At 72.1% G+C, this 13737-nt stretch carries 12 protein-coding genes; 6 read left to right on the top strand and 6 right to left on the bottom strand.

Annotated elements, in window-relative coordinates; all coding sequences use genetic code 11:
* Nucleotides 1-281: 281 nt before the first annotated feature.
* A complete protein-coding gene (locus tag H9622_RS03685) occupies nucleotides 282-1121 on the top strand; it encodes a hypothetical protein (protein WP_191764323.1) in 840 nt (279 codons plus the stop codon).
* Between the two features lie 124 nt (nucleotides 1122-1245).
* On the opposite strand, the gene H9622_RS03680 is transcribed toward H9622_RS03685, so the two are convergent.
* Nucleotides 1246-2757, bottom strand: coding sequence for a carboxylesterase/lipase family protein (locus H9622_RS03680; protein ID WP_191764321.1), 1512 nt, complete (start codon nucleotides 2755-2757; stop codon nucleotides 1246-1248).
* Complete coding sequence (locus H9622_RS03675; RefSeq protein ID WP_191764319.1) at nucleotides 2741-3412, bottom strand: TetR/AcrR family transcriptional regulator; 672 nt, start codon at nucleotides 3410-3412, stop codon at nucleotides 2741-2743. Before H9622_RS03675 ends, H9622_RS03680 begins: the two co-directional genes overlap by 17 nt.
* 103 nt (nucleotides 3413-3515) lie before the next feature.
* Here H9622_RS03675 and H9622_RS03670 point away from each other — a divergent pair, with 103 nt between their 5' ends.
* From H9622_RS03670 to H9622_RS03660, 3 genes are all read left to right on the top strand, one after another.
* Nucleotides 3516-4838: an MFS transporter gene (locus H9622_RS03670; RefSeq protein ID WP_191764317.1), complete on the top strand. Its 1323-nt coding sequence runs from the start codon at nucleotides 3516-3518 to the stop codon at nucleotides 4836-4838.
* Between the two features lie 127 nt (nucleotides 4839-4965).
* Nucleotides 4966-7293, top strand: a complete 2328-nt coding sequence (locus H9622_RS03665) for a glycoside hydrolase family 3 C-terminal domain-containing protein (RefSeq protein ID WP_191764315.1) — start codon at nucleotides 4966-4968, stop codon at nucleotides 7291-7293.
* Between the two features lie 119 nt (nucleotides 7294-7412).
* Complete coding sequence (locus tag H9622_RS03660; RefSeq protein WP_191764314.1) at nucleotides 7413-7580, top strand: hypothetical protein; 168 nt, start codon at nucleotides 7413-7415, stop codon at nucleotides 7578-7580.
* A 43-nt stretch (nucleotides 7581-7623) separates the two neighbouring features.
* On the opposite strand, the gene H9622_RS03655 is transcribed toward H9622_RS03660, so the two are convergent.
* The 4 genes from H9622_RS03655 to galT form a co-directional block, all read right to left on the bottom strand.
* Nucleotides 7624-8112, bottom strand: a complete 489-nt coding sequence (locus H9622_RS03655; protein ID WP_191764312.1) for a DUF1990 family protein — start codon at nucleotides 8110-8112, stop codon at nucleotides 7624-7626.
* 40 nt (nucleotides 8113-8152) lie between these two features.
* Nucleotides 8153-8989, bottom strand: a complete 837-nt coding sequence (locus H9622_RS03650; protein ID WP_191764310.1) for an alpha/beta fold hydrolase — start codon at nucleotides 8987-8989, stop codon at nucleotides 8153-8155.
* 134 nt (nucleotides 8990-9123) lie between these two features.
* Nucleotides 9124-10323 (bottom strand): galactokinase, encoded by a 1200-nt coding sequence (gene galK / locus H9622_RS03645; RefSeq protein WP_191764308.1) that lies wholly within the window; start codon nucleotides 10321-10323, stop codon nucleotides 9124-9126.
* Entirely contained in the window at nucleotides 10320-11495 is a 1176-nt protein-coding gene (gene galT / locus H9622_RS03640; RefSeq protein WP_191765596.1) for a galactose-1-phosphate uridylyltransferase, read from the bottom strand. Before galT ends, galK begins: the two co-directional genes overlap by 4 nt.
* A gap of 97 nt (nucleotides 11496-11592) precedes the next feature.
* Here galT and H9622_RS03635 point away from each other — a divergent pair, with 97 nt between their 5' ends.
* Together H9622_RS03635 and H9622_RS03630 are read left to right on the top strand one after the other, a co-directional pair.
* Complete coding sequence (locus H9622_RS03635) at nucleotides 11593-12570, top strand: LacI family DNA-binding transcriptional regulator (RefSeq protein WP_191765594.1); 978 nt, start codon at nucleotides 11593-11595, stop codon at nucleotides 12568-12570.
* A gap of 48 nt (nucleotides 12571-12618) precedes the next feature.
* Nucleotides 12619-13737 carry a glycerate kinase gene (locus tag H9622_RS03630; RefSeq protein WP_191764306.1) on the top strand — a complete coding sequence of 373 codons (1119 nt, stop codon included), beginning with the start codon at nucleotides 12619-12621 and terminating at the stop codon, nucleotides 13735-13737.

The following is a 13737-nucleotide window of genomic DNA, read 5'->3' as shown; positions in this document are numbered from 1 at the left end:
CGCGCGGCGGGCCCGCCGGGCAGGCCCGCCGCGCGGCCCGGCGCGGGGGCTCGACCCTACCCGGGCCTGGCCCTGCGCAGGTCGTCTGAGGCGCTCACCCGTCAAACGGTCGGGCTGAACGTGGCTGTACGAGTCACTGTCGGCACGGTCGCCCGGCGTTTCGCCCGACCGTTTCACCGGCGTGCCGGCGACCTTCCTCCCCAGCGTCGGTTCTGCGCGCGGTGTCCTGAGAACACCGTCCCGCCCGGCTCCACCGCGGCCGATTCGACCACAGTCGCCGCATGCACTCTGCACCCCCCATGGCGGCGTCACGGCGAAGCGAGCTCATCCGACTGGGCTGGACCGATCGCGAGCTGAAGCGGGCCGTGGCAGAAGGGCGGCTGCTCAAGCCGCGGGCGAACGCGTACCTCCTGCCCGGAACGGACCCCGACCTCATCGACGCGTGCGCGCTCGGCGGGCGACTCACGTGCGTATCGGAGCTCGCCAGGCACGGCGTATTCGTCCTCGAGAGGGAGACGCTGCACCTTCACTTCCACGAAGCACGAGATCTGGCACCGAAGACGAGCAGGAGGATGCGCCGTCACTGGGGGCGACCCCGACGTGCGCCGCACCCTTCTGCCCTAGCGCTGGAGCTCTTCGATGCTCTCAGGGAGTCCGTCAGATGCCAGACTCCCCGTGCCGCGATCGCGACGCTCGACTCCGTGCTGCACCTCGGCCTCCTCCAGGCCGACGATCTGGACGAACTCTTCGCCACACTGCCTCGTCGCTATGGCGTGATTCGTTCGTTGGCCGACGAGCGGTGCGAGTCAGGACCCGAGTCCCTCCTGCGGCTGATCCTTCGGACGCTCGGCGTGAGCTTCGAGGTACAGGTGATCATCCCGCGCGTCGGTCGCGTCGACTTCGTGGTCGACGGGTGGCTCATCGTCGAGTGCGACAGCTTCGAGCACCACTCGAGTTGGGAGGCGCAGCGCCGTGATCGGCGTCGGGACCAGGCCGCGGCCGCGCTCGGCTACGCGACATATCGGCCCATCGCCGAGGACATCATGTGGCGGTCGGCAGATGTACAGGCGGCCCTCGTGGGTCTGCTTCGAGGACGAGCCGGGAAAGCCGCCAGGCGGTGATAGCCGCTTCCCGTCGAAGGGTCGGGCAGATTCCGCTCCCCGAACCTGTGATGGCCGGCGCGACGGCGTTTCGTCCCGACCGTTTGACCGCAGCGCCCCGTGAGCAGCGGGGCGCGGAGCAGGGTCAGGCCCAGGCGGTCGGGCCCGCGACGAGCGAGCGCACGCTCCGGTAGCCGTCGGGGTCGACGTCGGGGCGGGATGCCTCGCCCCCGAACATCCGGGTCGCTCCGGGCTGCTCGGCCCACGTCGGCCACCCCGGGTCGCCGTCGCGCACGAGGCCGACGGCGGCGCCGTGGACGGCGTCGGCGAGGCGGCGGGGCGGGGCGTCGCCGGCCAGCGCCGTGACACCCTCGGCGTCGAGGCAGTCGAACCAGAACGGCACGTCGAGGCAGTGCAGCGCCCACCCCCGCGTGGGGGAGACCCACGTGAAGCGGTACACCCACGTCCGCGCGTCGCCGCGCGCCTCGGCCACGCGCACGACGTCGGAGCGGAAGACGACGTCGGTGACGTAGCGGCCGAGGACGGCCGCCGTTCCCTTGCGGCGCTGCGCGACGTTGGCCGCGAGGTAGGCGCGCCGCGCGCCGCGCGGCAGCTTGAGCTTGCCGAGGGCGAACGAGGCGGGCACGAGCCGCAGCTTGCCGCGCGCGGAGTCGGTCACCATCGTGAATTCGTCGTCGGTCGTGCCGAGCACCAGGGGCTTGTCGGAGCCGACGCCCGCCGCGAGCGAGGCGACGGTCGGCTGCGTCAGCAGCTCGCCGTCGATCATCGGACCCCACGACAGCCCGTCGTCGAGGATCACGTGCACGGCGGCGAGCGGATCGCGCGAATCCGGCGTCGCGGCATCGTGCTGCAGGTCGTGCAGCGTCTTCTCGGGCACAGACGCGAAGCCGTCGCGGTTCGGCGTGACGCCGGCGAGGTGCGCCAGCTTGGCCGACAGGGTCCGCGCCCGTTCGGGTGCGACGTCGGCGAGCGCGGCCGACATCGCCCACGCCGAGTGGAACAGGTGCTGGGCTGCCGGCATCCCGAGCAGTGTCAGCACGGCCCCGCCGCCCGCCGACTGTCCGGCGATCGTCACGCGCGCGGGGTCGCCGCCGAAGGCCGCGATGTTGTCGCGCACCCACTCGAGCGCTGCGAGCCAGTCGCGGACCCCGCGGTTGGAGGGGGCGCCGGGGATGTGCCCGAAGCCGTCGAAGCCGAGGCGGTACGAGAGCGTGACGGTGACGACGCCGTCGCGGTTGAACGACCGGCCGTCGTACCAGGGGCTCGCGGGCGATCCCGCGACGTACCCGCCGCCGTGGATGTAGACCATCACGGGCAGACGCGCGTCGCCGCCCGGCGCAGGCGTGAAGACGTTCACGTTGAGCGTCGAGTCGCCCGGGATCGCCGGCTCGGGGATCAGGGTGTCGCCGGGGTCGATGCGATGCGCGGTGGCGCCGTACGCGAGCGCGTCCCGCACCCCCTCCCACGGTTCCGGCGGAACGGGTGCCGCGAAGCGCAGGTCGCCGACGGGCGGCTGCGCGAACGGGATGCCGAGGAACGCCGCCGATGCGCCGGGGGCACCCGGCTCACCGCGCCAGAGCCCGCGGACGTCGCCCGGGGCGGTCGAGACGACGGGATGCTCAGGATGCTGCGCCATGACGCCCCGCTTCCGTGTCGGTGCCGGCATCCGGGCCTGCGGCCGCGCGGGTGTCGAGGGCGGTGAACAGGCTGTCGATCGTGCCGGCCATGTCGACGTCGGGTTCGAGCATCCACTGCACCTGGAGGCCGTCGGCGACGGCCTGGAAGATCCGGGCGAGGGTGTCGGGATCGACGCGATCGCTGAGCTCTCCCGCGGCCTGCTGCGCGGCGATCGCGGCGGCGAACGCGGTTCGGAGCGTCTTGCCGCGCGCCACGAAGAAGTCGTGGGCCGCGTGGTCGGGATCGCTCGCGTCGACCGACAGGCGCGCGAACAGCTGGACGAGCCCGGGCACCTCGGCGTTGTGGCGGATCACGCCGAGATAGCCCTCACGGAGGTCGACGCCCTCGACCGGCCCATCATCGTCTGCCAGGCCGAAGTTGGCCGAGTCGATCTCGTCGCGCTTGCGGAGGATCGCCGTGAAGAGCTCCTCTTTGCTGTCGAAGTAGTGCAGCAGACCGGCCTGGCTCAGGCCTACCTCCTCGGCGAGCTCCTTGATCGAGGCCCCCCGGTAGCCCTCGCGCGCGATCACGTCGAGTGCGCGCTCGAGGATCTCCTCTCGCTTGGCGACGCCCTTCGCGTACGAACCCCTGCGTTCCTTGCGGCCTTCTGCCATGGGGACAAGTAAACCCGAACGAGGCTTGATTTCTCAAAACCAAGTGGCATATGGTTTTGCCAGCGCTCGAGGACGAGCGTGCTCCATCCCGATTGGACCGTCCATGACATCGCCGTCTGACTCCGCACTCGCCCCCGAGCCGGCCCTGCCGCCGACCGCCCCCATGACCGAGAACACCTTCGTCGCCACCGCTGCGGGGAAGGACGATCCGCCTGCGCCGATCAAGGGTCTTCGCCGACTTCTCGGCTGGATCGTCCCGGCGAATCTCGGAATCTTCCTCATCTGGGGTGCGGTGCCCGGCATCCTGCTCCCGCAGCAGGTGACCGTCGCCCTCGGCGAGGAGAACAAGGTCGCCAACCTGGCGATCATCGCGACGATCGGCGCCTTCGCGGCCATGGTCGCCCAGCCGATCGCGGGGCAGATCTCGGACCGCACACGCTCGCGCTTCGGGCGCCGCGCCCCGTCGATCGTGATCGGCTCGCTCGCGGGCGGTCTCTCGCTCGTCGGGCTGGCGTTCGCGAACAGCCTCGTCGGCATCGCGATCGCCTGGACGCTGGTGCAGATCGCCTACAACTTCGCGCAGGGCCCACTCAGCGCGATCCTCCCCGACCGTGTGCCGCTCAAGCGCCGCGGCCTTTTCGCGGCCCTGTCGGGCATCGGCCTGATGGTCGGCGCACTCGGCGGCCAGATCGTCGGGTCGCTGTTCTTCAACAGCATCGCCGTGGGGTACGTGACGTTCGCGGTGATCTCGCTGGTCGTGCTGACGCTGTTCGTCGTGTTCAACCCCGACTACTCGAGCACGAAGCTCCAGCCCGAGCCCTTCCGCCTCGGCGACTTCCTCCGCACCTTCTGGGTGAACCCGATCCTGCATCCCGACTTCTTCTGGGCGTTCACCGGGCGCCTCCTGCTCTACACCGGCTATTTCGCGGTCACCGGGTACCAGCTGTTCATCCTCACCGACTACATCGGCGTCGAGAATCCCGAGACCGTCATCCCCATCCTCGGGCTGCTCAGCCTCGTCGGCATCGTGATCTCGACCGTGGTCTCGGGGCCGCTCTCCGACAAGGTGGGGCGCCGCAAGCCGTTCGTCTTCGGCTCGTCGGTCTTCGTCGGTCTGGCGATGCTCATCCCGATCCTCATGCCCACGCTCGAGGGCTGGATGCTCATGACGTTCATCGCGGGCTTCGGCTTCGGCATGTTCCAGGCCGTCGACACGGCACTGATGAGCGAGGTGCTCCCGTCGGCCAAGTCGTTCGCCAAGGACCTCGGCGTCGTCAACATCGCCGCCACGCTGCCACAGACGCTCGCCCCGGCGGTCGCGGGAGCGATCGTGCTCACGTTCGGCTACGTCGGCCTCTTCCCGGTCGGCATCGTGCTGAGCATCCTGGGCGCCTTCGCCGTCTGGCCGATCAAGGCGACCCGCTGAGCCCGACCCGCTGAGCCCGACCCGCTGAGCCCGACCCGGTGAGCCCGACCCGCCGACCCCGACCCGCTGGACCACGGGCCGAACGCCCCCTGACACCTCGACCCTCATCCACGGAAGGATGGCCCCCATGACCGACACCACGACCGCAGCCGAGGCCGCGGCATCCGTCTCCGCTCTCACCCTCGAAGAGAAGGCGTCGCTCACCAGCGGCGCGAGCTTCTGGTACACCAAGCCGATCGAGCGCGCCGGCGTGCCGGCGATCATGGTCACCGACGGCCCGCACGGCCTGCGCAAGCAGCGCGGGGGCGGCGACCACCTCGGCATCGGCGACAGCGTGCCGGCGACGTGCTTCCCGCCCGCGGTCGGGCTCGGCTCGTCGTGGGACGTCGACCTCGTCCGCCGCGTGGGCGAGGCGCTCGGCACCGAGACGTCCATCGAGAACGTCGCGGTGCTGCTCGGCCCGGGCATCAACATCAAGCGCTCGCCGCTGTGCGGCCGCAACTTCGAGTACCTGTCGGAGGACCCGATCGTCTCGGGTGTCCTGGGTGCCGCGATCGTGAAGGGCATCCAGTCGAAGGGCGTGGGCACGTCGCTCAAGCACTTCGCGGCCAACAATCAGGAGGACGATCGGATGCGGTCGTCGTCCGACGTCGACCCGAGGCCGCTCCGCGAGATCTACCTGCGCGGCTTCCAGCGCGTGGTCGAGGATGCCCAGCCGTGGACGGTCATGTGCTCGTACAACCGCATCAACGGCGTGTACGCGTCGGAGGACCCGTGGCTGCTGACCCGGGTGCTGCGCGACGAGTGGGGCTTCGAAGGGCTCGTCGTCTCGGACTGGGGCGCCGTGAACGAGCGCGTGCCCGGACTCGCGGCAGGCATGGACCTTGAGATGCCGACCTCGAACGGCGTCACCGACGCTCAGATCGTCGCGGCCGTGCAGGACGGCTCCCTCGACGAGCGCGTCGTCGACACCGCCGCCGCGCGCGTGCTCGACCTCGTGCGCAAGGCGCAGGCCGGAGCCGGCGAGGTCGAGGGTCCGCTCGATGTCGATGCCCACCACGCTCTCGCTCGCGAGGCGGCGGGACGCTCGATCGTGCTGCTCAAGAACGACGCGGTCGCCGAGGACGACGCGCCGCTCCTGCCCCTCGCGAAGGACGCGCGCATCGCGCTGATCGGCGAGTTCGCCGAGAAGCCGCGGTACCAGGGCGCCGGTTCGTCGATGATCAACCCGACGAAGCTCGACACCGCGCTCGACGAGATCCGCGCCCTCGCCGACGGCGACGTGAGCTACGCGCGGGGCTTCAGCGCGAAGCCGAACGTCACCGACGACGAGACGGCGCAGCTGCGCGCGGAGGCGGTGGCCGCGGCATCCGCTGCCGATGTCGTCGTCCTCTTCCTCGGGCTGCCCGCCCGACTCGAGTCGGAGGGCTATGACCGTACCGACATCGACCTGCCGGCCGAGCAGCTCGCCCTTCTCGACGCGGTGGTCGCCGCCAACCCGAAGGTCGCGGTCGTGCTGTCGAACGGCGGTGTCGTGGCGCTGCCGTTCGCCGACCGGGTGCCTGCGATCCTCGAGGGCTGGCTGCTCGGACAGGCCGGTGGCGGCGCGGTCGCCGACGTGCTCTTCGGCGACGTGAACCCGTCGGCGAAGCTCACCGAGACGATCCCGCACCGCCTCGAGGACACCCCTGCGTTCCTCGACTTCCCCGGCGAGTTCTCGCACGTCCGCTACGGCGAGGGGCTGTTCGTCGGCTATCGCTGGTACGACGCGCGCCGCATGGGTGTCGCCTTCCCGTTCGGCCACGGTCTGTCGTACACGACCTTCTCGTACGGCGAGGCGACGGCGTCGGTCAATGCTCGGGGCGACATCGACGTGACGCTCACCGTCGCGAACACCGGAGACCGGGCGGGGCGCGAGGTCGTGCAGGTCTACACGTCGCTCCCGGGAGGCGCCGTGCAGCGCCCGGTGCGCGAGCTCAAGGCGTTCACGTCGGTCGCGCTCGAGGCCGGCGAGATCGCGGAGGTCACGATGACCGTGCGCCGGAAGGACCTCGCGTACTGGGACGTCCGTCTGGACGCCTGGGTCGTCGAGGGCGGCGACTACGTCGTCGAGGTCGCGGCGTCGAGTCGCGACATCCGCTCCACCGCCGAAGTGACGGTCGAGGGCGACCCGATCGTGCTGCCGCTCACCCGCAACTCGTCGATCGGCGAGGTCATGGCCCACCCCGTCGTCGGGCAGATGGTGCAGGCGGCGATCGCGCAGATGATGTCGGGCATGGAGGGTGTGGAGGCCATCATGCCCGAGGGCGTCGACGCGTCGAAGATGATGGAGTCGTTCCCGATCGGCCGCGCCGGGATGTTCGCCGCCGGCGACTCGAACGGAGCCGTCAGCCCCGAGATGATCGAGGGCCTCATCGCGATGGCCAACGCCCCGCAGCAGCAGCCGCAGGACTGACAGACGAGCGGATGCCTCGCCCCGGGCGGGCAGGGGCATCCGCTGTTCTTCGTGTCAACCCCGCTCCGTCCGATCGCGGCCCTGCGTAGGTTCGAGCGTGGGGGAAGAGAGGACGAGCCATGAACCGCAATGCGCCGGACGACGCACGCACGAACGACCCGGAGGGCACCCCGAAGCCGGACGGCCTCGGCCAGGACGGCACGATCCCCGACGACCCCGACGGCGTCGCCGCCGGTCACACCGGCACGGCGTCCACCTTCGAGCCCGAAGAGGACGAGCAGGCCTGAGCCGCGGCATCCCTCATCCCATGTCCGGTGAGGGACGGGGCCTTCAGCGGCCGGCGCGCAGTCGCAGCGCGCGGAAGTAGCGGCGCCGCGCGACCTGCTGAGCGAGCAGCAGTCCCGGGTAGGCCGCCCGCCACCTCGCGCGGTCGCCCGGGCGGGTGAGCGAGCGGATCGTCAGCAGCACGGTGTCGCCCGAACGGTGAGCGATGAACGCCTCCTCTCCCGAGACAGGGTGCCCCGGCAGCGTGCGGTACGCGAACCCGACGCGGTCGGCCCGCCGCACCACGGCGACCACCTCGACCGGCTCGCGCACCGCCAGCCCGAACGCGTGCGCCACGATGATCGGCCGGGCGCCCGTCTCGGCCGGAGCGTCGGGCGTGACGGCGAAACCGCTGCGGGTCTTGACGCGCCAGCGCATCAGCTCGGTGGTCACCCGCAGCCAGACGTCGTCGCCATGCCCGAGCACGGCCGACTTCTCCCAGCGGCGGTACCCGCGAGGCGTCGCTCCCCACGTGACCTCCGCGGGCGAGGTCATCGACTCCGACCGGGACGGACTCACGGTGCCGCCCCCGCGCTCAGGACTTGAGGAACGCCAGCAGCGCCTCATTCACCTCGGTGCCGTGCGTCCACAGCAGACCGTGCGGCGCCCCCTCGATCTCGATGTAGGTCGCGTCGGGCAGCATCGTGCGGAACCGCCGCGCGGTGGCGTCGATCGGCAGGATGTTGTCGGCCGTGCCGTGCAGGATGAGCGTCGGCACGTCGACCGCGCCGATGTCGGCGCGGAAGTCGGTCGGCCAGGTGAGCGGCGCCGCCGCCATGCCCGCGTTGCTCGCGAGATTCGCCACCTGGATGCTGGCGTCGACCGCCTCCTGCGAGATGCGCGACCCCAGGTTGTCGTCGAGGTTGTAGAAGTCCGTGAAGAACCCGGAGACGAATGCGTACCGGTCCTCGCGCACCGAGGCGGCGATGCCGTCGAAGAAGTCCTGCGGACCGGCGCCGTCGGGATTGTCGTCGGTGATCAGCAGGTACGGCTCGAGCGATCCGAGGAAGGCCGCCTTCGCCACACGCGCGCTGCCGTACCGCGCGAGGTAGCGCGCGATCTCGCCGGTGCCCATCGAGAAGCCGACGAGGACGGCATCCTTCAGATCGAGGTCCTCCATGAGCGCGTGGAGGTCGGCCGCGAACGTGTCGTAGTCGTAGCCCGACCCCGCCTTCGACGACGCGCCGAACCCGCGCCTGTCGTACGCGATGACGCGGTAGCCGGCGTCGAGGAGCGCCGCCTGCTGCTTGCCCCACGATTCCCCGTTCAGCGGGAATCCGTGGATCAGCACGACCGGCCGGCCCTCGCCCTGGTCGGTGTAGTAGAGCTCGATGTCGGCCGAGTTCTCGGTTCCGACGGTGATGTACGCCACGTGTCGCTCCTTCCGGACCGAGGCGAGCGGATGCCGCGGCCCAGGTTCGACGCTAGGGCGCGGCATCCCGAACCGCCAGGGGTTGACGACGTCCGGGCTGTGACCCGGCGGGACGACAGGGGTGCCGGCGGGCCTCAGGCGTCGCGGCCGGCCCCGTCGGATGGCGTGACCGTGAAGATCGTGGGGGCGGTGAAGCCGGATGCCGCGAACGCGCCGGTCACTGCGTCCGTCACCCGCTCGACCCGGTCGTGCGCCACGAGCGCGATCGCCGCGCCGCCGAAGCCGCCGCCGGTCATGCGCGCGCCGACTGCGCCCGCGGCGAGCGCCGCGTCGACGGCGGTGTCGAGCTCGGGCACGGAGATCTCGAAGTCGTCGCGCATCGAGGCGTGCGAGGCGACGAGCAGCCCGCCGATCGCGCGCGGCCCCTGCTCGCGCAGTGTGCGCACGGTGTCGAGCACCCGCTGGTTCTCGGTCACGACGTGGCGCACGCGCCGGAAGGTCACGTCGTCCATGAGTCCTTCCGCGCGCGCGAGGTCGTCGACCGACACGTCGCGCAGCGCGGGGACGCCCATGATCGCCGCACCGCGCTCGCAGGCGGCGCGGCGCTCGCCGTAGCCGCCGGTGGCGTGCGAGTGCGAGACGCCGGTGTCGACGACGAGCAGGTCGAGGCCGGCGGCGTCGAAGCCGAGATCGACCACCTGGGCGTCGAGCGAACGGCAGTCGAGGAAGATCGCCGCGTCGGCGCGGCCGAGCATCGACGCCATCTGGTCCATGATCCCGGTCGGAGCGCCGACGGCCTCGTTCTCGGCCCGGCGCCCGGCCTGGGCGAGAGCGATGCGGTCGACGTCGAGCCCCCAGGTGTCGGCGAGCGCCGAGGCGGTGGCGCCCTCGATGGCCGCGGACGACGAGAGGCCTGCGCCGACCGGCACGCTCGACGCGAAGGCGAGGTCGATGCCGTGGGCGCCCGTCGCCCCGGACGCGAGAAGTGCCCACGCGACGCCGAGGGGGTAGCGCGCCCATTCGGCGATCTCGTCGCGGCGAGCGGGGAACAGCGCGTCGAGGTCGGCCAGCGGCATCTCGACGGCAGCGTCGTCGAACGTCGATGCGACGCGGATCATCCCGTCGTCGCGCACGCCCAGCGCCACGTGGGTGCGGTGCTGGATCGCGAACGGCAGCACGAACCCGTCGTTGTAGTCGGTGTGCTCGCCGATGAGGTTGGCGCGTCCCGGTGCCGACCAGGTGCCGACGGGCTCGCCGCCGAAGCGCTGGACGAAGAGGCGCCGGGCCGCGGCGGCCGTGACGGCAGCGGTGTCGGAAGCGGCGGGGGAGGTCACGGGGTCTCCTCGGGGATCGATGCGACCGCGGCACGGAGGCGCTCGGCGGCGGACTCGGGCGGGACGTCACCGATCCAGGCGCCCATGGCGGCCTCGGACCCGGCGAGGAACTTGAGCTTGTCGGCGGCGCGGCGCGGCGACGTCAGCTGCAGATGCAACCGGACGGTGTCGCGCCCGCGGTTCACCGGCGCCTGATGCCACGCGGCGATGTACGGCGTGGGCGTGTCGTAGAGCGCGTCGACACCGCGGAGCAGCCGCAGATAGAGCGGCGCGAGCTCGTCGCGCTCGGCGTCGGTCGTCTCGGCGAAGTCGGCGACGTGCCGGTGCGGCACCAGGTGCACTTCGAGCGGCCAGCGCGCGGCGAACGGAACGAACGCGGTCCAGTGCTCGCCCTGCAGGATGACCCGCTCCGAGGTGCGCTCGAACTCGAGGATGCGTGCGAACAGGTCGGCTCCTTCGCGATCGATCGACGCGAGCAGGCTGGTGGTGCGCGGCGTGATGTAGGGGTACGCGTAGATCTGACCGTGAGGATGGGGGAGCGTGACGCCGATCGCCTCGCCGCGGTTCTCGAACGGGAAGACCTGCTCGATCCCGGGGAGGCCCGACAGTGCGGCCGTGCGGTCGGCCCACGCCTCGATCACCGTGCGAGCACGCGTGACCGTCTGCGTGCCGAACGAGCCGGAGTGCTCGGGACTGAAGCACACGACCTCGCAGCGCCCGACCGACGTGCGCGCGCGACCCAGCCCCGGGGCGTCGAGGTCGGCGAGGTCGGCCGGGGCGTCGGCACCGGCCGGGGCCGCGCCGTGAGCCACTGCGAGGGCGGGCCCGAACGACGGCGACTTGTTCTCGAAGACGGCGACGTCGTAGAGCGAAGGGATCTCGGACGGGTTCGCGGCCGTCTGGGGCGACAGCGGGTCCAGCTCGGCCGGGGGCAGGAAGGCGCGGTTCTGGCGCGCTGCGGCGATCGAGACCCAATCACCGGTGAGCACGTCGCGACGCATCGTCGCCGTCTCGGGCCGCGCCGGGAGGTCGCGCGCATCCGCGGCGCGCTCGGGACCGAGGGTCGTGCCCGGGTCGTCGTAGTAGATCAGCTCGCGGCCGTCGTCGAGACGGGTGGAGCGCTTGACGACGCCGGCGCCGAGAGTCTCGACGAGCGGTGATCCTGCGGGCATGTTCACGTCAACACGGTAGCAATGACACCGTGCTAACGTCAACATGCCCGACCGTTCGACACCCGATCGAGGAGACCCCGTGCAACGACGCGTTTCGATGGCGGATGTCGCGGCGCTCGCGGGCGTGTCGGGGCAGACGGTCTCGCGGGTCGTGAATGACAGCCCCCGCGTCGATCCGGGTACCCGCGCCCGCGTCGAGGCCGCGATGGCGCAGCTCGGCTACCGCCCGCACCGGGCGGCACGCGCCCTCCGCACGGGCCGCACGCAGACGATCGGGCTGCTGGTCTCGACGCTGGCGACGGTGGGTAATTCCCGCATGCTGCAGGCGGTGGCGGATGCTGCGGCCACGCGCGGCTACGCGCTCACCGTGGTGACGCTCGGCGCCCACCCCGATGTGCCGGCCGCCTTCGAACGCCTGAGCGAGCAGGGCGTAGACGGGGTGGTGGTGCTGAACGAGGCCACCGCGGCCGCGCGCGAGACACCCGCGCCTTCCGGATTGAGCCTCGTGGTGGTCGACGCGCCGCCCGAGGCGGAGGGGGCGCGGCGCTTCGGCATCGTCCAGTCCGACCACGCCGGGGGCGCCCGCGCCGCCACGACGCATCTGCTCGAGCTCGGCTATCGCACGGTGCATCACCTCGGCGGCCCCGCGACGTCGTTCGCGGCGGCTGAGCGCGAACGCGGCTGGCTCGAGGCGCTCGCCGACGCCGGGGCCCCCGTGCCGCCCGTGGTCCGTGGGGACTGGACCGCGGCATCCGGTCATGCCGCCGCCGCCCGCCTGCTCGAGGACGAGGCGACCGCGGTGTTCGCGGCGAACGATCAGCTCGCACTCGGGGCGATCCGCGCTTTCGCCGATGCCGGACGCGAGGTGCCGGGCGACGTGAGCATCGTGGGCTTCGACGACATCGCCGACGCCGCGGACTACCGTCCGCCGCTCACGACGGTGCGCCAGCACTTCGACCGGCTGGGGGAGCTCGCGGTCGCCGCGCTCATCGCCGGCATCGAGGACGGCGCCACCGGATCCGACATCGTGCCGACGACGCTCCAGGTGCGCGAGAGCACCGCGCGGGCGCGCTGACCAGCGGCTGCCCCGGCGAAGCAGACCCGGGAAGAGGACAATGGCCGCATGCACACCGTCGTGATCGCCCCGGACTCGTTCAAGGGCACGGTCGGAGCCGCCGAAGCGGCCGCCCGCCTCGGCGAGGGATGGGCGCGCGTGCGGCCGCACGACCGGGTGCTGCTGCTGCCCATGGCGGACGGCGGCGAGGGCACGGTCGACGCTTTCGCGACGGCGGTGGACGGCGCGCAGCGTCAGGCGATCACAGTGACGGGCCCCGAGGGCACGCCGGTCGAGGCAGCGTGGCTCCTCCTTCCCGCGACGTCCGACGCCCCGGACGGCACCGGGGTGGTCGAGCTGGCTTCGACGAGCGGTATCGAACTGCTCGGCACGCCCCCGCGGCTGCGGCCGCTCGACGCCGGCACACGCGGCTTCGGCGAGGCGGTCACCGCCGCACTGGACCACGGCGTCTCGCGGTTGGTGCTCGGCATCGGGTCGAGCGCGTCGACGGATGGCGGAACGGGCCTGCTCTCGGCGCTCGGTGCGAGATTCACGGATGCTGCGGGCAGACCGGTCGCCGACGGCGGGCGAGGTCTGGCCGACCTGGCCTCGGCCGACCTGTCGGGTCTTCGACCGCTGCCGCCGGGCGGCGTCACCGTGCTGAGCGACGTCGACAATCCGCTCGTCGGTGCCTGGGGCGCGGCGGCGGTGTTCGGGCCGCAGAAGGGGGCGTCGCCCGGCGAGGTGCAGGCGCTCGACGCCGAGCTCGCCCGCTTCGCCCAGCTGCTCCCCGCCGACCGCGCGGCGCCCGGCGCGGGCGCCGCAGGCGGCGCCGGCTTCGGGCTGCTCGCGTGGGGGGCGACCCTCGTGCCCGGCGCGGCCGCGGTCGCGGAGCTCATCGGACTGAGCGCAGCGGTGGGCGAGGCATCCGTCGTCCTCACCGGCGAAGGGTCGTACGACGGTCAATCCGCCGCGGGCAAGGCTCCCGCGCACGTCGCAGCGATCGCCCACGCGGCCGAGGTCGCCGTCGCACTGGTCGCCGGGCGCGTCGCGGGCGACGCCGATGTCTCGGAGTTCGCGGCGACGGTGTCGCTCGCCGACCTCGCCGGGTCGGCGGACGCCGCCATGGCATCGCCGGCGCACTGGCTGACCGAAGCGGGCGCGGCGCTCGCGGGGGCGCTCGGCTGA

This window comes from Microbacterium gallinarum (assembly GCF_014837165.1).
Taxonomy (GTDB): Bacteria; Actinomycetota; Actinomycetes; order Actinomycetales; family Microbacteriaceae; genus Microbacterium; species Microbacterium gallinarum.
The sequence above is the reverse complement of the archived record's forward strand: the minus strand, read 5'-3'. Positions and strand labels throughout refer to the sequence as shown.

What these genes read in the sequence shown, in the direction of transcription:
- H9622_RS03685 (WP_191764323.1), top strand. Translation starts at nt 282, where the DNA reads ATGCACTCTGCACCCCCCATGGCGGCGTCACGGCGAAGCGAGCTCATC.
- H9622_RS03680 (WP_191764321.1), bottom strand. Translation starts at nt 2,757, where the DNA reads ATGGCGCAGCATCCTGAGCATCCCGTCGTCTCGACCGCCCCGGGCGAC.
- H9622_RS03675 (WP_191764319.1), bottom strand. Translation starts at nt 3,412, where the DNA reads ATGGCAGAAGGCCGCAAGGAACGCAGGGGTTCGTACGCGAAGGGCGTC.
- H9622_RS03670 (WP_191764317.1), top strand. Translation starts at nt 3,516, where the DNA reads ATGACATCGCCGTCTGACTCCGCACTCGCCCCCGAGCCGGCCCTGCCG.
- H9622_RS03665 (WP_191764315.1), top strand. Translation starts at nt 4,966, where the DNA reads ATGACCGACACCACGACCGCAGCCGAGGCCGCGGCATCCGTCTCCGCT.
- H9622_RS03660 (WP_191764314.1), top strand. Translation starts at nt 7,413, where the DNA reads ATGAACCGCAATGCGCCGGACGACGCACGCACGAACGACCCGGAGGGC.
- H9622_RS03655 (WP_191764312.1), bottom strand. Translation starts at nt 8,112, where the DNA reads ATGACCTCGCCCGCGGAGGTCACGTGGGGAGCGACGCCTCGCGGGTAC.
- galT (WP_191765596.1), bottom strand. Translation starts at nt 11,495, where the DNA reads ATGCCCGCAGGATCACCGCTCGTCGAGACTCTCGGCGCCGGCGTCGTC.
- H9622_RS03635 (WP_191765594.1), top strand. Translation starts at nt 11,593, where the DNA reads ATGGCGGATGTCGCGGCGCTCGCGGGCGTGTCGGGGCAGACGGTCTCG.
- H9622_RS03630 (WP_191764306.1), top strand. Translation starts at nt 12,619, where the DNA reads ATGCACACCGTCGTGATCGCCCCGGACTCGTTCAAGGGCACGGTCGGA.